This is a genomic window from Streptomyces sp. NPDC085944 (assembly GCF_040686295.1).
In the GTDB taxonomy this organism is placed as follows: domain Bacteria; phylum Actinomycetota; class Actinomycetes; order Streptomycetales; family Streptomycetaceae; genus Streptomyces; species Streptomyces salinarius.
Window position 1 is genome coordinate 95,381 of record NZ_JBFBJX010000004.1, and the last position, 20,822, is coordinate 116,202.

The window sequence follows — 20,822 nt, forward strand, 5'->3', positions numbered from 1 at the left end:
CCGAGGGATTCGGCGGTCCGGACCGGGGGGCTGGTTGTTCCCGCACGGGTGCCGGTGGCTCCGCTGTGTGTGCCGATGCCCCGGCGACGGGCTTTGGGGGTTCGGCCGCGGGGGCGAGCGGCTTGGTCGAGGGTTTGGTCGGGTCGGCCGAGGGATTCGGCGGTCCGGACCGGGGGGCTGGTTGTTCCCGCACGGGTGCCGGTGGCTCCGCTGTGTGTGCCGATGCCCCGGCGACGGGCTTTGGGAGTTCGGCCGCGAGGGCGAGCGGCTCGGCCGGAGGGGTGGGCGGTTCGGCCGGGGAGTCCGAAGGCTCGGCAGCGGAGGCCGATGCTTCGGCCGGAGGGCATGGTGGCTCGGCCGCCAGCCCCGGCGACTTTGCGACGGGTCCCGGCGGCTCTTCCCTTCAGCGCGGTGGCCCGGCGCTTCGGGGTGGCGTCGGGGCAGGGGCTTTCGGCGGGGCGGCCGGCGGACACGGCGGGTCGGGCAGCGGATCCGCAGGGCACGACCCCGGGGGTCGTTCCGGTAGTCCTTCCGGCGTGAGCCGGGCCGGCGCCGTGGGGCACGGGCCCGTTCGTTACGGCCCGCACTTTCCCGGGGACGGGCTGCCGGTGCTGCCCGAGCTGGCCGCCGTGCTCGCCGCCGCCGCGGGCCGCCCGCACGGCGAACCGGCCGGCGGCGCCCCCGCCCTCCTGGAGGCCGCGAGCGGCTACTGGGACCGGCGCGGTCTGACCACCGACCCGGGACACCTCGCCGCCGCCCCTGGCGCGGGCGCCCTGCTGCTGGCGCTGACCGCCGCGCTGGGCGGCGACGTCCTGGTGCCCCGCCCCTGCGCCGCCTGGTGGGCACCGTACGCGCGCCTGCTGGGCCGGCCCGTCTTCCACGTACCGACGCCGGCCGAGTCCGGGGGCGTACCCGACCCGTACGCCCTCCTGGAGACCGTGCGCCGGGTCCGCGCCGAGGGCGGCGACCCCCGCCTGCTCGTGCTGTCCGTCGCCGACGACCCGACCGGCACCGTCGCCCCGCCCGAGCTGCTGCACGAGACCGTCGAGGCCGCCGCCGGCGAGGGACTGCACCTGGTCAGCGACGAGACCTGGCGCGACACCCTGCACGACCCGCACGCCACCGTCGTCCTCAGCCCCGCCGAGATGCTGCCCGAGCGGGTCACCGTCGTCACCGACCTGGCCGGCGCGCTGCTCCCGCCCGCCTGGCCGGCCGCCGTCGCCCGCTTCCCCGCGTCCGCCGCCGGCAACGGCCTGCACGCGCGCGTGCTCGACGTGCTCACCGCGCTGGGCGCCCGCGTCGCGGCCCCCGTCGCCGCCGCGGCCGGGTACGCGCTCGACGAACCCGAACCGGTCACCACCCGTCGCGCGGCGGCCGTACGCCTGCACGCGCGCGTGGCCGCCGCCGTACACGCGGCCGTCGTCTCCGCCGGAGCCACCGCCCGGCCCCCGCAGGCCGGCCGCCACCTCTACGCCGATCTCGGCCCGCTGCGCGACGCGCTCGGCGCCGAGGGCGTCGGCGACGCCCAGGAACTGGAGGACTTCCTCACCGCCCGGCTCGGCGTCCCCGCCCCCGGCGGCCACCGCTTCGGCGACGACCTGCCCGCCCTGCGCGTCCGGATCGCCACCGGCCCCCTGCTCGACGCGGGCACCGACGAGCGGCGGGCGGAACGCCTTCTGTCGGCGGACCCGTTGGAACTGCCACACGTGCAACGCGCGTTGACCGGTCTGAAGACGGTCTTCGACGGTCTGCGCGACGCTCAGCGATGGGAGCCCCCTCGATGACGCAGCAGCCCCGGTCGACCACGAGCACCCCCTCGTCCGCCGAGAACACCCCCTCGTCCGCCGGGGAGACCGACGCGGCCCCCGCCCATCCGCCGCTCGCCGCACCCCGGCCGCCGGCCGAGCACCGGGTGTGGCCGCGGACCTTCCACGACCGGCTGACCGCACCGCTGCCCGGTCTGAAGGCCCTCGCCAGATTCGCCCGCGAGGGGGCGGTGAGACCCGGCCCCGCCGGACTCGCAGACGTCCCGCGGCTGCCCTGCGCCCCCGGGCCGCTGCCGCGCGTGGACGCCCGCACCGTCGCCGTCACCTGGGCCGGACACGCCAGCTGGGTGGTGCGGATCGGCGGCCTCACCGTGCTCACCGACCCGGTCTGGTCCCGTCGCATCCTCGGCACCCCGGCGCGGATCACCCCCGTCGGCGTCCCCTGGAGCGCCCTGCCCCGAGTGGACGCCGTCGTCATCAGCCACAACCACTACGACCACCTGGACGCCCCCACCCTGCGCAGGCTGCCGCGCGACACCCCCGTGCTCGTGCCCGCCGGTCTCGGCCGCTGGTTCCACCGCCGCCGCTTCACCCGCGTCACCGAGCTGGACTGGTGGGAGGCGACCGAGCTGAACGGGGTCAGGTTCGACTTCGTCCCGGCCCACCACTGGTCCAAGCGCAGCCTCACCGACACCTGCCGCACCCTGTGGGGCGGCTGGGTGCTCACCGACCCCGAGGGCCGGCGCGTCTACTTCGCCGGCGACACGGGATACGGGCACTGGTTCGGTCGCATCGGCCGCCGCTACCCCGGCATCGACCTCGCCCTGCTCCCCATCGGCGCCTACGACCCCCGCTGGTGGCTCAGCGACGTGCACTGCGACCCGGAGGAGGCGGTACGGGCCGCCCAGGACGTGGGCGCGCGCCACATGGCACCGATGCACTGGGGGACGTTCGTGCTCTCCGCGGAACCGGTGATGGAGCCCCTCACCCGGGTACGCGCCGCCTGGCAGCAGGCCGGCCTGCCCCGAGAGCGACTGTGGGACCTGCCGGTCGGCGCCTCCCGGGTGCTGGAATGACGTCCCCGGCCCGCGCCGTCGGGCCACCTCTGCCGGCCTACGCCTTCGCCGGCCCCCGGAACCGTCGCCACAGCCCCGGCGCCCCGCTGACCAGCACGGTCAGGGCGATCGCCGCCGCCACCCCCTCCCACGGCTTGCTGAACAGGGCGCCGCTGAGGACGCCGATCAGCTGATACGTCAGCGCCCAGGCAAGACAGGCGGGCAGATTGCCCCGGGCGAAGCGGCGCAGCGGCCACTTCGCCAGCAGGCAGGCCAGCATCACCGGTATCCGGCCGGCCGGCACCAGCCGGGAGAGCACCAGCACCCCCACGTCGTGCTCGGCGAGCTTCTCCTGCGCCTGCTCCAGGCGGTCCTCGGGCGCCCGGGACCGGATCGCCTCCAGCCAGCGCGAGCCGTTCTTCGAGCCGACCCCGCGCCGGCCCAGCCAGTACAGTGCCATGTCCCCGCAGAACGCGGCCAGCGACGCCGTCGCGAAGACCGTCAGCATGGCGAACGGCACCGGCTGGTGCATCGCCACCACCGCCGCCGAACTGACCAGCGCGCCCGTCGGCACCACCGGCACCAGCGCCCCGATCAGCACCAGCAGGAACAGCGACGGATAGCCGAGCGCCTGCTGCGTCGGCTCCGCCGGTATGTTCAGCGTCGCGGTCCCCAGCCAGCTCACCGCGCGACCTCCACCCGCACACTCTCGCCGTGCCCCAGCCGGTGCACCGCCACCCCCGGCGCGCGCAGCGCCGACAGGCGCACGAACTCCTGGCCCGGCGTGTGGAACTCGTGGGGGCGCACGGCGTCCATCCCGATCGGCCAGTACGTGCCGTAGTGCACCGGCACCGCAGTGCGCGGCGCCAGCCGGGCCAGCGCCTCGGCCGCCCGCCCCGCGTCCAGGTGCTCCGCACCCAGGTACGGGCCCCAGCCGCCCACCGGCAGCAGCGCCGCGTCGATGGGGCCGACCTCCTTCTCCATGCCGTCGAACAGAGCGGTGTCCCCTGCGAAGTACGTCCGTGCCTCGCCCTCGACGACATACCCGAGCGCGGGGGCGCGGTGTCGTCCGACCGGCAGCCGCCGCCCGTCGTGCCGCGCGGACACCGCCCGTATCCGCAGGTCGCCGACGGTCGTCTGGTCGCCCGGCGCCACCTCGGTCAGCTCCAGGTGCCCGAGCCGGCGCAGCCCCGGCACCGCCCGTCGTGCGCCCCGGGGCACGAGCAGGCGCGTGCCCGGCGCAAGCCGCGCGAGCGACGGCACGTGCAGGTGGTCGGCGTGCAGGTGGGACACGAGCGCCACGTCCGCACGCCAGGCCTCCGGCGGCGGCACCGCGCCCCGCCTGCGGCGCAGGTGGGCGAGCCGGCGTACGAACAAGGGGTCGGTGAGCACGCGGACGTCCGAGTCCTCGACCGTGCAGGTGGCGTGACCCCACCACGTGAGCTCCACCGGCACCTCTTTGCCTCCTTCGCGCGACTCCCCGAAGCCTACGTCCAGGAGTAGGGTCGGCGGCGAAAACGGGAGGTGAAGGGAGGCGAGGGGGACACCATGGGGCCGGTGCGGGTGACGGCGATCGCGAGTCTGACGCCACTGGAACAGCTGGACGACGATCCCTTCCTGGTCGACTCCCGCAGCCAGCACGCCATGTGCGCCCGCTGGGCCGCCGAGCACGGCTACGTCGTCGCCCGGCAGCTGCTGGTGCGCCGGCTGCGGCACGACCACGACGCCCTGTGGGACGGAGTGCGCCCCGGGGAGGACCTGTTCGTGGCGCCCAGCCGCCGGGTGCTGGAGAGCGCGCTGTCCTCCGTCGACGACTTCACCGCGGAGTGCGCGCGGCGCGGCGCCCGCGTGGAGACCGTGGGCCACGCCGAACCGTCGTACGACGCCCGGATGAAGGCGTGCGTGCACCGCAGACTGTCGATGCCGACGGCCGGGTACGACGGCCGCTGACCACCGGTGTGAACCGGACCCGGGGGGACAAACGGGCACTCCGGAGCGTTGTGGCAGGGTGGGGAGGCCCGCACGGACGACGGGCCGGGGACGTGAGGTGTGCGGGACGTGAGCGGAGGCCGTTGGCGCCGGGTCGCCAGCCAGATCGGGCGCAGTGTCGCGGTGTGGGCCGTGTCCACCCTCACCATGCTCGTGCTCGCCGGGATCCTGCCGGACTTCCGGCTCCAGTCGCCCGACGGCGACAGCGCGACCGACATCGCCATGACCGCCGCGGTCGGCGCCGGCGCCTTCGGTCTGCTCTCCGCCCTGGTCTGGCCGCTCATGGTCCGCCTGCTGCTCCTGGTGCCGGCCCTGGTCCTCGGCCTGCTGGTCTTCTTCCTCAACGGCGGGCTGCTGTTCCTCGCGATCGACGTCAACCCGGCCGGACGCGGCGGCGTCGCTCCCGAGACGGCGGTCGTGGTGGCCGCCGTCATGTCCGCCGTCGCCTCCGCCACCGGCGGCGCCCTGGCCGTGCGCGACGACGACGCCTACCGGCGCCGCCTCTACCGCCTCGCCGACCGCCGCCGCAGATCCCGGCCGCCCTGCCCGGCCGGACCCGGCACCGTCTTCCTGCAACTGGACGGCGTCGGCCACGAGGTCCTGCGGGACGCCGTCGACCGCGGCGTCATGCCCACCGTCGCCCGCTGGCTCGGCCGCGACGGCACCTCCGCCACCCACCGGCTCGACCCCTGGCGCACCGACTGGTCCAGCCAGACCGGCGCCAGCCAGCTCGGCATCCTGCACGGCAGCAACCACGACGTCCCCGCGTTCCGCTGGTACGAGAAGGACACCGGCGAGGTCATGGTCAGCAACCGCCCGACCAGCGCCGCCGAACTCCAGTACCGCGCCGTCAGGCGCACCGGCGACGGCGGCCTGCTCAGCCTCGACGGCGCCAGCCGCGGCAACCTGTTCGGCGGCGGCGCCGACGAACAGGCCCTCGTGCTGTCCATAGCAGCCCGCCGCCGCAGCCGCGAGACCCGCTCCCGGGCCGGCTACTTCGCCTACTTCTCCGACCCGGCCAACGCCGTGCGCACCGCGATGTCCTTCGTCGCCGAGGTGTGCCGGGAGATCAGCCAGTCCACCCGCGCCCGCCTCCACAAGGTCCGCCCGCGCGTCTCCCGCGGCGGCCTCTACCCCTTCGTCCGCGCCTTCGCGACCGTCGTCGAGCGCGACGTGGTCGTCGCCGCGGTGATGGGTGACATGCTCGCCGGCCGCACCTCCGTCTACGCCGACCTGGTGGCCTACGACGAGGTCGCCCACCACTCCGGACCGGGCAGCCGGGACGCCGCCAAGGTCCTCCAGCGGCTCGACCGGGCCCTCGCCCTGATCGAGAACGTCGCCGAGCACGCCCCCCGCTCCTACCGGATCGTGGTCCTCTCCGACCACGGCCAGAGCCCCGGCGAGACCTTCCGCGCCCGCTACGGCCTGACCCTCGCCGACCTGGTGCGGGCCGGCTGCGGACTGCCGGTGCCGCGCAGCGCCCGGCGCACCCGCAGCGGCGCCGAGGCGCGCAACACCGTACGGGCCGCCCTGCACCGCCCCGTCGAGGAGGGTGCCGAACAGCAGCGGCCCGCCGACACCCCCACCGGACGCCGCTCCGAACCGATCGTGCTGGCCTCCGGCAACCTGGGCCTGGTCTCCTTCCCGGACGTCCCGCACCGGATGACCCGGGAGGAGATCGACGCCCGGCACCCCGCCCTGCTGCCCACCCTCGCCAACCACCCCGGCATCGGCTTCCTGCTGGTGCGCAGCGAGGAACACGGGGGTGTCGTGCTCGGCGCCCGCGGCGCGGAGGTGCCCCTGGACCGGCTCGACGAGGACCCCGGCCCGCTCGCCCCCTTCGGCCCCGGCGCCGCAGACGCCGTACGCCGCACCCATTCCTTCCCGCACACCGCGGACATCATGGTCAACTCCTTCCACGACCCGGCCGACGGCGAGGTCCTCGCCTTCGAGGAGCAGATCGGCTCCCACGGCGGGCTCGGCGGCGCCCAGTCGCACGCCTTCCTGCTCTCCCCGACCGTGCTGTCCGCGCCGGCCGGCCAGGGCGAGGAACTCGTCGGCGCCGAGCGGATCCACCGGGTGCTGCGCCACTGGCTGCGCGAGTCGAACGGCCCCCAGGTGCCGGTGCAGGCGGAGGATCCACGGCCGAACGTCGTCGAAAGCGCACCTTTTCCGGTCACGGACGGGTTCGTACAGGACAAAAGCGCCTGATGTGGAACGGTATGGGACCGTGGCGGACCATGGGCGGGTCCGGCGATCCCGGGCCCCCTTCCATGAGAGGCGCACCACCCCATGCACGTCACCGGCACCGTCCCCCCACCGGCTCCGGAACCGCGGGAGACCCCCGCGGCCCCCGTGTCCGAGAGCACCCGGCACGCCCGTCGCTTCGGGCTCCCCGTCGCCACCGCCCTGGTCATGGGCAACATCATCGGCGGCGGCATCTTCCTGCTCCCGGCCTCCGTCGCCCCGTTCGGCACCGTCAGCCTGCTCGCCTTCGGCGTTTTGACCGTCGGCGCCGTCGCGCTCGCCCTGGTCTTCGGCCGCCTCGCGGCCCGCGACCCGCGTACCGGCGGCCCCTACGTCTACGCCCGCGGTGCCTTCGGCGACTTCGCCGGCTTCCTCGCCGCGTGGGCGTACTGGATCACCACGTGGGTGTCCAACGCGGCCCTCGCCGTCGCCGCCGTCGGCTACCTCGACGTCCTGATCCCGGTGAACGACCACCGCTGGACCGCCTGCCTGGCCGCCCTCGTCATCCAGTGGCTGCCCGCCCTCGCCAACTTCGCCGGCACCCGCTGGGTCGGCGCCGTCCAGCTCGTCTCCACCGTGCTGAAGTTCGCGCCGCTGCTGCTCGTCGCGGTCGGCGGGCTGTTCTTCTTCGACCCGGACAACCTCGGCCCCTTCAACGCGAGCGGCTCCAGCGGCATCGGCGCGGTCTCCGCCGCCGCCGCGATCCTGCTCTTCTCCTACCTGGGCGTGGAGTCCGCCGCCGTCAGCGCCGGCGAGGTCAAGGATCCGCGCCGCACCGTCGGCCGGGCCACCGTCATCGGCACCGCGGGCGCCGCCCTCGTCTACCTGCTGGGCACCCTCTCCGTCTTCGGCACCGTCGCCCACGACCGCCTGGTCACCTCCTCGGCGCCCTTCTCGGACGCCGTGAACGCCATGTTCGGCGGCGCCTGGGGCGGCTGGGCCGTCGCGCTGGCCGCCCTGGTCTCGATGACCGGCTGCCTCAACGGCTGGACCCTGCTCAGCGCCCAGACCCCGTACGCCGCGGCCAAGGACGGCCTCTTCCCGGCCGCCTTCGCCCGCAGGCGGCGCGGGGTGCCCACCGTCGGCGTCGGCGGCACCGTGGTCCTCGCCTCGCTGCTCACCGTCTACAACTACACGTCCGGCTCGGCGAAGGTCTTCGAGGTCCTCGTCCTCGTCACCACCTTCACCGCCACCGTGCCGTACCTGCTGGCCACGGCCGCCCAGCTGTTCCACCTGGTCTCCGGGCAGGGCGAGAAGGTCGACCGGGCGCGCCTGGTCCGGGACGGCGTGATCGCGTCGGTCGCGGCGGCCTTCTCCCTGTGGCTCGTCGCGGGCGCCGGTTACGCGGCGGTCTACCAGGGCGTGCTGTTCCTGTTCGCGGGCGTGCTCGTGTACGCCGTGATGGCGGCCCGCCGGCGGCGCGCGGAGACGCCCGACGCCCCGTAATCCGGCTGCGCGGCACCCCGGCGGGCACGCACACTGGGCCGGTCACCTCCCGCCCCCCTCTCCCGCCAAGGAGCCCCTGCGTGCAGGCAGCAGCCCGGCGTGGACCTGCTGCTGCGCGCCGACGCCTCCCGCCCACCGCGCCGGTCCTCGTCGTCACCGACGGCTGGTGCGACGCGCTGCTGGAGCGGCGCGAGAACGCCTACCTGATTCCGCAGGGCGCGCGGCTGCCGTTCACCGCCCGGGGGCCGGTCTTCCGGGTGAGCTGAGCCGGAGTGTGATCGGATGGGGGTGGGAACCCGGCCGCCGGGCTCCCACCGACCAGCTACAGCAAGAGAATTCGAGAGGAACCGCCGTGGCAACCACGCGCTCCGCACACACCGTCTGGGAAGGCAACCTGTTCGAGGGCAAGGGTGTCGTCACCTTCGACTCGTCCGGCATCGGCGAGCAGCCGGTGTCGTGGCCGTCGCGCGCCGAGCAGGCGAACGGCAGGACCAGCCCCGAGGAGCTGATCGCCGCCGCCCACTCCAGCTGCTTCTCCATGGCGCTGTCGAACGGCCTGGCCGGCGCCGGCACCCCGCCCACCAAGCTCACCACCTCCGCCGACGTCACCTTCCAGCCCGGTGAGGGCATCACGGGCATCCACCTCACCGTGGAGGGCGCCGTCCCCGGCCTCGACAACGACGCGTTCGTCGCCGCCGCCGAGGACGCCAAGAAGAACTGCCCGGTCAGCCAGGCCCTGACCGGCACGACCATCACCCTGTCGGCCAAGCTGGCCTGACTTCCTCGGCCCGCGCCCGCCAGCACGTGCACGTCCCGTGCCGGAGGGCGCGGGCGGTCCGGCGCGGCCGGGACTCAGCGCCCGCCGGTGGTCAGCAGCAACGGGCTGGGAAGACCCGTCGCCCCCTCCTCGTTGCCGACGGCGGTGACGCCCCGCGGGGTCCAGGCCACCGAGGTCAGGTACCGGCTGCCGTCCGTACCGCCCGGCGGCACGGACGGCCGGGACCACCGGCCGTGGCGCAGCCGCATCACGTACGGGGTGCCGTCCGGCTGCTCCCCGGCGACCCGCACACCGGCGGGTGCGAGGGTCAGGTCGTTCTCGCGACCGGCGCCGGCGGGCGTAGGCACCTGCTTCCAGGAGCGGCCGTCCCAGCGTGCGAGCAGTGCGTGGCCCGGGTCCTCCATGGTGGGCTCTCCCGCTGTGTTCTCGTGCCGGACGTCCGTACTCCTTTTCAATGCGGTGGCACGAGCGCGATGTTGCGGCGTCCGCTATTTTTCCCGGCCCCGGATTCGGCGGGCGGGTCAGGAGCCCGCGCGCTCCCAGCCGCGCCGCTCCGGGCGCGGCCCCAGCTGCCTGGGGTCGCGCGAGCGGTAGACCACGTACGGCCGGGTCAGGTACTGCAGGGGCGCGCTGAACATGTGCACGAGACGGGTGTAGGGCACCAGGGCGATCAGCACCATCCCGACCACCGCGTGCACGTGGTACAGCACCGGCACGCCCTCCATCAGCTCCGTCTTCGGGGTCAGCGTGAACAGGCTGCGCGACCAGGGGGCGATGGTGCTCCGGTAGTCGTAGCCGTTGCCGGAGGTGTCGGAGAGTTTGGCGATCATGCCCAGGAGCAGGGCGCCGAGCAGGAAGACGTACATGAGCTTGTCGTTGGCCGTGGTGGCGCGGAAGACCGGCGCGTTGGTGCGGCGCCGGTAGATCAGGACGCCGATCCCGGCGACCGCGAGGACCCCGGCGAAGGTGCCGCCGTAGAGCGAGAACAGGTGGTACGCGTGCTCGTCCATGCCGATGGCCTGTGTCCAGGACGCCGGAATGAACAGGCCGATCAGATGGCCCGCGAGCACGAACAGGATGCCGTAGTGGAAGACCGGTGAGGCGATGTTGAGCAGCTTGGACTCGTAGACCTGCGACGAACGCGTGGTCCAGCCGAAGCGGTCGTAGCGGTGCCGCCAGACCAGGCCCGCGATCAGCAGCGCGAAGGCGGCGTAGGGCAGGACGCCCCACAGGAAGACGTTCATCGGCGGGCTCCGGTGGGTGCGGGCGGCAGGGTGGCGCACACGGCGTCCAGGACGCAGGCGTAGGGCGTGCCGAAGGCGGTGAGCCGGGAGCGCAGCTCGGCGAGGGCGTCGCGGTGCTCGGTGAGCATGATCATGTCCCCGGTGCGGGAGACGAACTCCAGGACCGCCGGCAGGAAGTCCGGCAGCTCCTCGCCGGTGAACTCCAGGCCGTGCGCGCGGTACAGCTCCTTGAAGCGCACCAGGGACATCCCCCGGTTGCGGGTGTCGCCGTCGGTCCACCAGCTCAGGTACAGACTGTGCCGGTTCTTGAAGTCGAAGACCTCGACGTAGTGCGCCTGCAGTGCGCCCTGCTCGGTCGCCGCAGCGTGGTCGGTGAAACCGCGCAGTTGCGGTGCGGCCTCCCGCAGCAGGGGCAGCCGGGCGCGGAAGTCGTCGTCGGGATACGTCAGACAGAGCGCCGCCGCCTGGTACAGCACCTCGAAGCCTGGCATCGGATCAGACCTCCCTCTCGTCGTCGGCGGTCTGCCGCCTGCGCAGCATGTGGAAGTTCTCCACCGGCACCAGCGGCAACCGCCTGCGCCCCGAGTCCTGGCCGAAGGGCCCGTCCCCGCCCATGCCGGGCCCGCCGTCGGTGTCCAGGCTGCACGTGTCCGGCAGCGCGGACGCCTCCAGGCGGTGCGCGTCACCGACGGCCGCCGTCGGGATCACGTACCGCTCCTCGTACTTGGCGAGCGCCAGCAGCCGGTACATGTCCTCGATCTGGGCCGCCCGCATGCCGACCCCCTCGCACACGGCCGGATCGGGTTCCTCCCCGAGGTTGACCGACCGCATGTGGGCGCGCATAGCGGCCAGTTTCTCCAGCGAGGCGCGCACCGGTCCGGTGTCACCGGCCGTGAACAGCTCGGCCAGGTACTCCAGCGGGATGCGCAGCGTGTCGATCGCGCCGAACAGGTTGTCCGCGTCCTCGCCGTCGTGCCCCGTCTCCGTCAGCGCGTCGACGACCGGCGACAACGGCGGGATGTACCAGACCATCGGCATCGTGCGGTACTCCGGATGCAGCGGCAGCGCCACCTTGTACTTGCCGACCAGCGCGTGCACGGGGGAGCGCCGGGCCGCCTCGATCCAGTCGAACGGGATCCCCGCCTCCTCCGCGGCCCGCCGCACCCCGGCGTCCTCCGGGTCGAGGAAGACGCCCAACTGTGCTTCGTACAGATCGCGTTCGTTCGGGGTCTCGGCGGCCGCGGTCACCTTGTCGGCGTCGTACAGGACCACGCCCAGGTACCTCAGCCGGCCCACGCAGGTCTCGGAGCATACGGTGGGCTGGCCGACCTCGATGCGCGGATAGCAGAAGGTGCACTTCTCCGCCTTGCCGGTGCGGTGGTTGAAGTACACCTTCTTGTAGGGGCAGCCGGTCACGCACATCCGCCAGCCCCGGCAGCGGTCCTGGTCGACCAGGACGATGCCGTCCTCCGAGCGCTTGTACAGCGCCCCGGACGGGCACGACGCCACGCACGACGGGTTGAGGCAGTGCTCGCAGATGCGCGGCAGGTAGAACATGAAGGTCTCTTCGTATGCGAAGCGCACCTTCTGCGACGCCTGTTGGCGGGTGCGTTCCACCATCGGGTCGAGGTCGCCGTAGGCGGGGGCGCCGCCCAGGCTGTCGTCCCAGTTGGAGGACCAGCTGATCTTCATCGGCTTGCCGTCGAGCTGCGAGACGGGCCGGGCGACCGGGTAGTCGGTGCCGAGCGGAGCGTCGGTGAGGTTCTTGTAGTCGTACGTCCAGGGCTCGTAGTAGTCCTTGATCTCCGGGAGCCGTGGGTTGGAGAAGATCCCGGCGAGCTTCCTGAACCGGCCGCCCGCCTTCAGTCTCAGCGCGCCGCGCCGGTTCAGCTCCCAGCCGCCCCGCCACTTCTCCTGGTCCTCGTAGCGGCGCGGGTAGCCCTGTCCGGGGCGGGTCTCGACGTTGTTGAACCAGACGTACTCCATGCCCCGCCGGTTGGTCCACGCCTGCTTGCAGGTGACCGAACAGGTGTGGCAGCCGATGCACTTGTCGAGGTTCATGACCATCGCGACCTGGGCCATCGGGCGCATCAGTACTCGACCTCCTGGGAGCGGCGGCGGATCACGGTCACCTCGTCGCGCTGGTTGCCCGTCGGGCCCAGGTAGTTGAACGCCCAGGACAACTGGGCGTAGCCGCCGATGAGATGGGTCGGCTTGAGGAGGAGGCGGGTGAGGGAGTTGTGGACACCGCCGCGTTTCCCGGTCGTCTCCGTGAGCGGGACGTTGACCGTGCGTTCCTGGGCGTGGTGCATGAAGACCGTGCCCGGCGGCATGCGGTGCGAGACGATCGCGCGGGCCACGACGACGCCGTTGCGGTTGACCGCCTCGATCCAGTCGTCGTCCGCGACCCCGATGGCGGCCGCGTCCTCGGCGGACATCCAGATGGTCTGACCGCCCCGGGACAGCGCCAGCATGAACAGGTTGTCCTGGTACTCGGAGTGGATGGACCACTTGTTGTGCGGGGTGAGGTAGCGGACCGTCACCTCGCGGTGCCCGTCGGGGCCGAGCCGCGGTTCGCCGAACAGCCGGTGCATGTCCAGCGGCGGCCGGTACACGGGCAGCGCCTCGCCCAGCTCGTGCATCCAGTCGTGGTCGACGAAGAAGTGCTGCCGGCCGGTGAGGGTGTGCCACGGCTTGAGGTGCTCGGTGTTGAGCGTGAACGCCGTGTAGCGCCGCCCGCCGGCCTCGCTGCCCGACCACTCCGGCGAGGTGATCACCGGCACGGGCGCCGCCTGGGTGTCGGCGTACGTGATCCGTTTGCCCTCGTGCTCGGCGGCCAGGTGGGCCATCTCCCGCCCGGTCCTCGCCTCCAGCGTGTGGAAGCCCTGGGTGGCCAGGCGCCCGTTGGTGGTACCGGACAGGGCCAGGATGGTGTTGGCCGCCTTGACCGCCGTGTCCAGCGCCGGACGCCCGTCGGCCGGGCCGCCGCGCACCGTGCCGTTCAGGTCCCGCAGCCGCGCCACCTCCTCGTCCGGCCGCAGGGTGATGCCCTTGGCGGGCAGCCCCTCGGCCTCCACCAGCGGGCCCAGCGCCGCGAGCTTCGCCCCGACCGCCGTGTAGTCCCGCTCCACGACGACGAGGTTCGGCATCGTCTTCCCGGGCTCGGGATCGCACTCCCCGCGCCGCCAGTCCCGTACGACACCGCCCGGCTGGGCGATCTCGCCCGGGGTGTCGTGCTGGAGCGGAGCCGCCACCAGGTCCTTGCGCACCCCGAGATGGTCCTCGGCCAGCTCGCTCAGCTTCTCCGCGAGGAGTCTGAAGGTGTCGAAGTCGGTGCGCGCCTGCCACGGCGGGTTCACCGCCGGGGAGAAGGCGTGCACGTAGGGGTGCATGTCCGTGCTGGACAGGTCGTGCTTCTCGTACCAGGTCGCGGCAGGCAGCACCACGTCGGACAGCAGTGTGGACGAGGTGTGCCGGAAGTCCAGCGACAGCAGCAGGTCGAGCTTCCCCTGCGGTGCCTCCTCGTGCCAGACCACGTCCCGGGGCCGCTCGCCGGGCGCCGCCTCCTCGGCCCGCAGCGAGGACTGGGTGCCCAGTAGGTGCTTGGTGAAGTACTCGGCGCCCTTGCCGGAGGAACCGAGCAGGTTGGCCCGCCACAGGGTCACGATCCGCGGCCAGTTCTCGGGGGCGTCCGGGTCCTCGCCCGCGAACTTCAGCGTCCCCGCCTGCAGTTCCGCCACCGCGTTGGCCACCGGATCGCCGAAGGTCTCGCCCAGCTCCAGCGGATTGCGGTCGAAGGTCGGGTACGACGGCATCCAGCCCGTGCGCGCCGACAGGGCGAGACAGTCCGCCCCCGCCATTCCCGCGAGCCGCCCCTCGCCCAGCGGTGAGGCGAGGACGTCGGCGCGGAAGCGGTCGTAGCGCCACTGGTCGGTGTGCAGGTACCAGTACCCGGTGCCGATCGCCTGGCGCGGCGGGCGCGACCAGTCCGACGCGGCGGCCAGTGACGCCCAGCCCGTCACCGGACGGCACTTCTCCTGTCCCACGTAGTGCGCCCAGCCGCCGCCGTTGCGGCCCTGACAGCCGGTGAGCTGGAGCAGGGCCAGGAAACCCCGGTAGATCGTCTCGGAGTGGAACCAGTGGTTGGTCCCCGCGCCCATCAGGATCATGCAGCGGCCCTTGGAGCGCTCCGCCGTCCGCGCGAACTCCCGGGCGATGCGCACACAGGCCGCCGCCGGGACCGAGGTGTGCGTCTCCTGCCAGGCCGGGGTCGCGGGCGCGTCGGCGTCCTCGTACGACGCCGGCCAGTCGCCCGGCAGGTCCGGCCGGGTCACCCCGTACTGGGCCAGCATCAGGTCGAAGACCGTCGTCACCAGCGGACCGGTCGCCCCGCCGAGGCGCGTCGCCGGCACCCCCCGGCGCAGCACGTCCCCGCGCCCCTGGCCGTGCGGGCCGCCCTCGGTGTCGAAGCGGGGGAGCAGCACCTCCACGCCCGACGCCATCTCGTGGCCGTGCAGACTCAGCCGGGGGCGCACGTCGCCCAGGTCCAGGTTCCACTTACCCCGGTCGGCCTCGTTCCAGCGGAAGCCCAGCGAGCCGTTGGGGACGACCGCGCGGCCCGTCGCCTCGTCCAGGACGACGGTCTTCCACTGGGCGTCGTCGCCGACCTGCCCCAGGTCGGCGGCGCGCAGGAACTTGCCCGGGACGAACGCCCCGTCCCGCTCGGTCAGGGTCACCAGGAACGGCAGGTCGGTGAAGCGGCGCACGTAGTCGTCGAAGAACGGGGTCGTCCGGTCGACGAAGAACTCCCTGAGCACCACGTGCCCCATCGCCATCGCCAGCGCCGCGTCCGTCCCGGGGTGCGGGTGCAGCCACTGGTCGGCGAACTTGGTGTTGTCGGCGTAGTCGGGCGAGACCACGACCACTTTCTGACCCCGGTAGCGGGCCTCCGCCATCCAGTGCGCGTCCGGCGTGCGGGTCACCGGCACGTTGGTGCCCCACATGATCAGGTACGCCGCGTCCCACCAGTCGCCCGACTCCGGCACGTCCGTCTGGTCGCCGAAGACCTGCGGGGAGGCCACGGGCAGGTCGGCGTACCAGTCGTAGAACGACAGCATCGGCGCGCCGATCAGCGAGTGGAAGCGGGCGCCCGCCGCGTGCGACACCATCGACATCGCGGGGATGGGGGAGAAGCCCGCGATGCGGTCGGGGCCGTGGGTGCGGATGGTGTGCACATGGGCGGCGGCGACCATCTCGACCGCCTCGTCCCAGCTCGCCCGGACCAGGCCGCCCTTGCCGCGGGCCCGCTGGTACCGTCCGCGGCGCTCCGGGTCGCCCTGGATGTCGGCCCAGGCCAGCACCGGGTCCTTCAGCCGGGCCTTCGCCTCGCGGTACATCGTCAGCAGCACGCCGCGCACGTACGGGTAGCGCACCCGGGTCGGCGAGTACGTGTACCAGGAGAACGCAGCTCCCCGGGGACAGCCGCGCGGCTCGTACTCGGGGCGGTCCGGGCCGACCGACGGATAGTCCGTGGCCTGGGTCTCCCAGGTGATGATGCCGTCCTTGACGAACACGTTCCACCGGCACGAACCCGTGCAGTTCACGCCGTGCGTCGACGTCACGACCTTGTCGTGGCTCCAGCGGTCCCGGTAGAAGGCGTCCGACTCCCGCCCGCCGACCAGCCCGATGCTGTGCAGGTCGGGTGCGGCGGTGCCCGGCCGGAAGAACCGTCCCGCCCGCAGCAGCGCAGCGCCCGGCTCGGTGGGCGGTGTCCGCGTCTCGGTCACGTGCGCTCCCTTGCTCGCCCTGGTTCCCGAACCTAGGGGCGGGCGCGGGAGCGCACCCGTTCGCGGCGCCCGTACGGGTCAGGGCGGGGCCCCGACGTCCGGGTCAGGGCTTGCGGGCCACCCCCGCGTACACCGGCACGATGCCCTCGCTCTGGGCCGCCACGTCCTCCGGGTCCGGCCGCCAGCCGGTGACCGGGATGATGCCGGGGCCCAGCAGCTCCAGACCGTCGAAGAAGCGCGCGAAGTCGGGGAGGGAGCGCGGGTGGAACGGCGTGCCGCTCCGGGCGAAGAGCTCCGCGGCCCTGCCCACCGCCGCCGGGTTCAGGTCGGGCGTGACCTGGGAGAGGACCAGGAAGCTGCCCGGCGCGAGCCTGTCCGTGTACCGCTTGAGCAGGCCGTACACGTCGTCGCCGTCGGCCGCGTCGCCGAGGTAGTGGGTCAGGGCCACCAGCGACAGGGCGAGGGGCCGGTCGAAGTCCAGGGACTCGCCCGCCAGCCGCAGGATCGTCTCGGGGTCCCGCACGTCCGCGTGGACGTAGTCGGTGGCGCCCTGCGCCGAGCCGTGCAGCAGCGCCTCGGCGTGCCGGAGGACGATCGGGTCGTTGTCGGCGTAGACGATCCGTGCCTCCGGGGCCACCGCCTGGGCCACCTGGTGCAGGTTCGGCTCGGTGGGGATGCCGGTGCCCATGTCCAGGAACTGGCGGATCCCGGCCTCGGCGAGGGTACGGACCGCCCGGTGCATGAACCGGCGGTTCGCGCGCGCCCCGCGTACCGCCGTGCTGTCCGCCGCGAGGATCTTCCGCGCCAGTTCCTCGTCCACCGGGTAGTTGTCCTTGCCGCCCAGCCACCAGTCGTAGACCCGGGCCGGGTGCGGCCGGCTGGTGTCGAGGGGCGCGGGCACGGGCTCGGATCCGGTCACGCGGTGTCGTCTCCTCGGGGCTGCTGGGCGGACTGCACGGACTGCGGGCGCTGTGTGCGGGGCGTCGCCGGTCAGAAGTACTCGCGGTAGGCGCGCAGGATCTTCTCGGTGCGCTGGGTCGAGGCGGCGCGTGCCGTCATGTGGTCCAGGACCTCCAGGTGCGCCGAGACCTCGGCGCGGGAGTCCAGGTACAGGGCGCCCGTCAGGTACTCGGTGAAGACCATGTCGGGCAGCTCCGGTTCCGCGAACCGGAACAGCGTGAAGGGGGCGTACGTCCCGGGGTGCGGCCCGTCCTCGAACTCGGCGACCTGGAGCGTCACGCGGTCCCGGGCGGCGAACTCCAGCAGCTTGTCGAGCTGCTCGCGCATCACCCGGCCGTGGATGCTCACCGGGCGCTTCAGCACCGTCTCGTCCATCACCACCCACAGGTGGGGCGGGTCCGGGCGCTCGAGGAGGCGCTGCCGCTCCATGCGCAGGGACACGTGCCGCTCCACCGCGTCCCCGCCCGCGTTGCCGATCGTCCCGGCCTCCAGGACCGAGCGCGCGTAGTCCTCGGTCTGCAGCAGACCCGGGACGAAGTGCGGCTCGTACGAACGGACGATCCGCGCGGCGCCCTCCAGACTCACGTACAGGCTGAACCAGTCCGGCAGCACGTCGTGGTACCGCTGCCACCAGCCCGGCTGGTTCGCCTCCTCGGCGAGCGCGACGAATGCCGCGACCTCGTCGGCGCCGACCCCGTACGCCGTCAGCAGTATCTGGACGTACGGTATTTTCAGCGCGACCTCGGCCATCTCCATGCGCCGCACCGTCGCCGGGGCCACGCGGAGCACCTTGGCGGCCTCCTCGCGCTTGAGGCCCGCCGTCTCCCGCAGTTCCTGCAGTCGTCTGCCGAGGACCACCTGGCCCACGGTGGGTGCGGCCCGCCGCTCGCTCACGCCACGCCTCCCCAACGCGCCCAAGTCTCGTCGCAGTCTGTCATGTTCCTCTGTCAGTCTCACAGGGGTGTTCGTGGATCTTTCCCGGACCGGGCGGATCGGCCGGCCGGTACCGGGGCACTACCCGGCCGGTACCGGGGGCATTACCCGGCGGGTAATCGACCCCGCCCGCCGGGGGCGGGATGGTGGAGCCACCGGGTTCCGGTCCGGCGCACTCCGGTCCGGGGCCCGGGCCGCTCCCCAGCATGTCCGACCCGACGGAGGCCGACTCGTCATGTCCACACACCAGCTTGCCGCACTCGCCCGTACGGCCGAGCCGCGGCTGATGCTCCGCCGCTTCCTCGCCCTCGACGCGGCGGTGACCGGCGCCAACGCGCTCGCCTACCTCGCGCTCTCGGCCCGCTCGGCCGCTGGTTCGGCGCCGGCTCCGGGCTGCTCCTCGCCCTCGGCGCGTTCCTAGCTGTGTACGCCGGGGGCGTGGGCCTGCTGGCCGCCCGCCTCCGGCCGCCCGCGCTCGCGGTCCGGGCCGTCGTCGAGGCCAACCTGGCCTGGGCGGCCGTCAGTTTCGTCGCGCTCGCGCTCTGGCTCACGCCCACCACGGCCTAAGCGGTGTGGACGGTGCTCCAGGCCGTCGCCGTGGCCGGGTTCGCGCTGCTCCAGTACGCGGCCCTGAGACAGCTTCAGGACATCAGTGTGTGAAGGTACTCGACCGTCGCCGGGTCGGCCGGGAGCAGCGTCTCGATGGCCAGCTCGGCGACCGTCACGTCCATCGGGGTGTTGAAGGTGGAGATGGAGGAGATGAACGACAGGACGTGTCCCCGGTGCTCTATCTGCATCGGCAGCGCGAAGTACGGCACCGGTTCCTCCGGCTCGCCGTCCGGCGCGGTCTCGGGTACCGGGTAGGCCGCCACCTCGTCGTACAGCTCCCGCAGCGGCTGCGAGCGGTGCAGGGCGATCTGCCGCCCCATCTGTTCCAGCAGGTGGCCGCGCCACTCGCGCAGGTTGCGGATGCGCGGTGCCAGTCCCTGCGGGTGCAGCGTCAGCCGGATGGCGTTCAGCGGCGGCGCGAGCAGATGCTCCGCGACGCCTTCCAACAGCATCGTGATCCCCCGATTGGCCGCCAGCACCCGGTACGTCCCGTCGACGACCAGGGCCGGATACGGTTCGTGGCCCCGGATCAGCCGTTCCATGCCCTCGCGCAGGGCGCCGAGCGCGGGGTCGTCCAGCGGGGTCTCCGGGTAGCGCGGTGCGTAACCGGCCGCAAGCAGCAGCGCGTTGCGCTCGCGCACGGGGACGTCCAGGTGCTCGGCGAGGCGCAGCACCATCTCCTCGCTCGGCCGGGAGCGGCCGGTTTCGACGAAGCTGATGTGGCGGGCGGAGGAGTCGGCGCGCAGCGCCAGCTCCAGCTGGCTGACCCGGCGCCGCTCCCGCCAGGCCCGCAGCAGGGGGCCCACGCCCCGGTCGGTAGCGGGGGCGGTACCGGACATGAGTGCGGTCATGCCCAGCACGGTAGTCGACGCCGGGCCGCGCCGGAGCGGCCGCGCTGTGGCACGCTGGAGCCGATCCGTCCGTCGAGCGCCACCAGCGAAGGAGTGCAGCACATGCCCGTCGCACCGCTGTCGTCGCAGGAGGTCGAGGAGCGCCTGGCCGGGCTGCCCGGCTGGTCGCTCGACGCCGGCCGCCTCACCCGTTCCTACCGGCTCGGTTCCCACTTCGCGGCGACCGCGATGGTCGTCCACGTCGCGCAGGTGCAGGAGGAACTGGACCACCACTCCGACCTGACCCTCGGCTACAACACGGTCGCCCTCGCCGTGCACACCCACAGCGCGGGCGGCGCCGTCACCGAGAAGGACTTCGAGCTCGCCCGCAGGGTGGAGGACCTGGCCGCCGGTCACGGGGCACACTGACGGTGTGCTCGACTACGACAAGGAAGCGGAGCGGTACGACGAGTCCCGCGGCGGGGAGCCCCGGGCCGCGGCGGCCGCGCGGGCCGTACTGAGCCTGGTGCCGCGGCAGGCCCGCCGCCTGCTCGACGTGGGCTGCGGCACCGGCATCGTCACCCGGCGGATTGCGTCCGACCGCGACGGCCTCCGGGTGACCGGCGTCGACCTCGTCCCCGCCATGGCCCGCCGTGCCGACGCCCGGCTGCCCGGGGCCGTCGCGCTCGCCGACAGCCGCCGACTGCCCTTCGCGGGCGGGGAGTTCGATGCCGTCACCAGCGTCTGGCTGCTCCACCTCGCGGGCGGCGCCCACAACGCGCGGGCGATCGTAGGCGAGTGCGCCCGCGTGCTGCGGCCCGGCGGGGTGTATGTGACCACGGTGGGCAAAGGCGCCTCGCACAACGTGGGCAGCGACATCGACGCCGTGCTCGCCACCCGCCCGCCCAGCACCGCGCACGACGCCGCCCACCTGGTCGAGGCGTACGCCCACGAGCACGGCCTGCTCCCCGCGGGCTCGGCCCGCTTCACCGGCCACGGCCAGGGCCGCAGCCCCCGCCGGACGGTGGCGGACCTGCGGCGCGGCTGGTTCGTCACGCTGCCGCCGGGCGAGCCGCTCGCGGAGGAGTTCACCGCGCGGCTGGCCGCCCTGCCGGACCAGGACCGGCCGCGGCCCGACCCGGTCTTCACGCTCGCGGCGTTCCGAAAGCCGTAGGGCGA

The 20,822-nt window shown here is 73.5% G+C and carries 19 protein-coding genes and 1 pseudogene; 10 read left to right on the plus strand and 10 right to left on the minus strand.

Annotated elements, in window-relative coordinates; all coding sequences use genetic code 11:
* The first annotated feature begins 536 nt into the window (after nucleotides 1–536).
* Together AB0P07_RS09150 and AB0P07_RS09155 are read left to right on the plus strand one after the other, a co-directional pair.
* A complete protein-coding gene (locus AB0P07_RS09150; protein WP_365547276.1) occupies nucleotides 537–1,784 on the plus strand; it encodes an aminotransferase class I/II-fold pyridoxal phosphate-dependent enzyme in 1,248 nt (415 codons plus the stop codon).
* Nucleotides 1,781–2,842, plus strand: coding sequence for an MBL fold metallo-hydrolase (locus AB0P07_RS09155; protein WP_365547278.1), 1,062 nt, complete (start codon nucleotides 1,781–1,783; stop codon nucleotides 2,840–2,842). Before AB0P07_RS09150 ends, AB0P07_RS09155 begins: the two co-directional genes overlap by 4 nt.
* A 37-nt stretch (nucleotides 2,843–2,879) precedes the next feature.
* Here AB0P07_RS09155 and AB0P07_RS09160 read toward each other — a convergent pair whose 3' ends face one another.
* Both AB0P07_RS09160 and AB0P07_RS09165 read right to left on the minus strand, forming a co-directional pair.
* Nucleotides 2,880–3,506, minus strand: coding sequence for a VTT domain-containing protein (locus AB0P07_RS09160; RefSeq protein ID WP_365547281.1), 627 nt, complete (start codon nucleotides 3,504–3,506; stop codon nucleotides 2,880–2,882).
* Nucleotides 3,503–4,276, minus strand: a complete 774-nt coding sequence (locus AB0P07_RS09165; RefSeq protein WP_365547284.1) for an MBL fold metallo-hydrolase — start codon at nucleotides 4,274–4,276, stop codon at nucleotides 3,503–3,505. Before AB0P07_RS09165 ends, AB0P07_RS09160 begins: the two co-directional genes overlap by 4 nt.
* Before the next feature lie 93 nt (nucleotides 4,277–4,369).
* Between AB0P07_RS09165 and AB0P07_RS09170 the strand changes: the two genes are divergently transcribed.
* The 5 genes from AB0P07_RS09170 (at nucleotide 4,370) to AB0P07_RS09190 (ending at nucleotide 9,281) form a co-directional block, all read left to right on the plus strand.
* Nucleotides 4,370–4,771: a hypothetical protein gene (locus tag AB0P07_RS09170; RefSeq protein ID WP_365547287.1), complete on the plus strand. Its 402-nt coding sequence runs from the start codon at nucleotides 4,370–4,372 to the stop codon at nucleotides 4,769–4,771.
* A gap of 108 nt (nucleotides 4,772–4,879) precedes the next feature.
* Nucleotides 4,880–7,021: a phage holin family protein gene (locus AB0P07_RS09175; protein WP_365547290.1), complete on the plus strand. Its 2,142-nt coding sequence runs from the start codon at nucleotides 4,880–4,882 to the stop codon at nucleotides 7,019–7,021.
* Between the two features lie 81 nt (nucleotides 7,022–7,102).
* The gene (locus AB0P07_RS09180; protein WP_365547293.1) at nucleotides 7,103–8,503 is read left to right on the plus strand and encodes an amino acid permease; all 1,401 of its coding nucleotides are present in this window, start codon (nucleotides 7,103–7,105) and stop codon (nucleotides 8,501–8,503) included.
* 80 nt (nucleotides 8,504–8,583) lie between these two features.
* On the plus strand, nucleotides 8,584–8,769 hold the full coding sequence (locus AB0P07_RS09185) for a hypothetical protein (RefSeq protein WP_365548162.1): 186 nt from the start codon (nucleotides 8,584–8,586) through the stop codon (nucleotides 8,767–8,769).
* Between the two features lie 86 nt (nucleotides 8,770–8,855).
* Nucleotides 8,856–9,281, plus strand: a complete 426-nt coding sequence (locus AB0P07_RS09190) for an OsmC family protein (RefSeq protein ID WP_365547296.1) — start codon at nucleotides 8,856–8,858, stop codon at nucleotides 9,279–9,281.
* Between the two features lie 74 nt (nucleotides 9,282–9,355).
* Here the strand turns inward: AB0P07_RS09190 and AB0P07_RS09195 are convergent, their stop codons facing one another.
* The 7 genes from AB0P07_RS09195 to AB0P07_RS09225 all read right to left on the minus strand — a co-directional run bounded on the left by AB0P07_RS09195 (nucleotide 9,356) and on the right by AB0P07_RS09225 (nucleotide 18,165).
* Nucleotides 9,356–9,685 carry a hypothetical protein gene (locus tag AB0P07_RS09195; protein WP_365547298.1) on the minus strand — a complete coding sequence of 110 codons (330 nt, stop codon included), beginning with the start codon at nucleotides 9,683–9,685 and terminating at the stop codon, nucleotides 9,356–9,358.
* A 117-nt stretch (nucleotides 9,686–9,802) separates the two neighbouring features.
* The gene (narI, locus tag AB0P07_RS09200; protein ID WP_365547301.1) at nucleotides 9,803–10,525 is read right to left on the minus strand and encodes a respiratory nitrate reductase subunit gamma; all 723 of its coding nucleotides are present in this window, start codon (nucleotides 10,523–10,525) and stop codon (nucleotides 9,803–9,805) included.
* A complete protein-coding gene (gene narJ, locus AB0P07_RS09205) occupies nucleotides 10,522–11,016 on the minus strand; it encodes a nitrate reductase molybdenum cofactor assembly chaperone (protein WP_365547304.1) in 495 nt (164 codons plus the stop codon). Before narJ ends, narI begins: the two co-directional genes overlap by 4 nt.
* A gap of 4 nt (nucleotides 11,017–11,020) precedes the next feature.
* Nucleotides 11,021–12,616, minus strand: a complete 1,596-nt coding sequence (narH, locus tag AB0P07_RS09210; RefSeq protein WP_365547306.1) for a nitrate reductase subunit beta — start codon at nucleotides 12,614–12,616, stop codon at nucleotides 11,021–11,023.
* Complete coding sequence (locus tag AB0P07_RS09215) at nucleotides 12,616–16,311, minus strand: nitrate reductase subunit alpha (protein WP_365547309.1); 3,696 nt, start codon at nucleotides 16,309–16,311, stop codon at nucleotides 12,616–12,618. Before AB0P07_RS09215 ends, narH begins: the two co-directional genes overlap by 1 nt.
* Nucleotides 16,312–16,414: 103 nt before the next feature.
* Complete coding sequence (locus AB0P07_RS09220) at nucleotides 16,415–17,230, minus strand: SAM-dependent methyltransferase (protein ID WP_365547312.1); 816 nt, start codon at nucleotides 17,228–17,230, stop codon at nucleotides 16,415–16,417.
* 71 nt (nucleotides 17,231–17,301) lie between these two features.
* Nucleotides 17,302–18,165, minus strand: a complete 864-nt coding sequence (locus AB0P07_RS09225; RefSeq protein WP_365547315.1) for a helix-turn-helix transcriptional regulator — start codon at nucleotides 18,163–18,165, stop codon at nucleotides 17,302–17,304.
* A 274-nt stretch (nucleotides 18,166–18,439) separates the two neighbouring features.
* On the opposite strand from AB0P07_RS09225, the pseudogene AB0P07_RS09230 reads away from it, so the two are divergent.
* A pseudogene (locus tag AB0P07_RS09230) lies at nucleotides 18,440–18,864 on the plus strand (hypothetical protein).
* Here AB0P07_RS09230 and AB0P07_RS09235 read toward each other — a convergent pair.
* Nucleotides 18,846–19,664 (minus strand): helix-turn-helix transcriptional regulator, encoded by an 819-nt coding sequence (locus AB0P07_RS09235; protein ID WP_365547318.1) that lies wholly within the window; start codon nucleotides 19,662–19,664, stop codon nucleotides 18,846–18,848. The pseudogene AB0P07_RS09230 and the gene AB0P07_RS09235 sit on opposite strands and share 19 nt — an antisense overlap.
* 102 nt (nucleotides 19,665–19,766) lie before the next feature.
* On the opposite strand from AB0P07_RS09235, the gene AB0P07_RS09240 reads away from it, so the two are divergent.
* Nucleotides 19,767–20,072, plus strand: coding sequence for a 4a-hydroxytetrahydrobiopterin dehydratase (locus AB0P07_RS09240; RefSeq protein ID WP_365547321.1), 306 nt, complete (start codon nucleotides 19,767–19,769; stop codon nucleotides 20,070–20,072).
* A gap of 4 nt (nucleotides 20,073–20,076) precedes the next feature.
* Complete coding sequence (locus AB0P07_RS09245; RefSeq protein WP_365547324.1) at nucleotides 20,077–20,817, plus strand: class I SAM-dependent methyltransferase; 741 nt, start codon at nucleotides 20,077–20,079, stop codon at nucleotides 20,815–20,817.
* Nucleotides 20,818–20,822 lie beyond the last annotated feature (5 nt).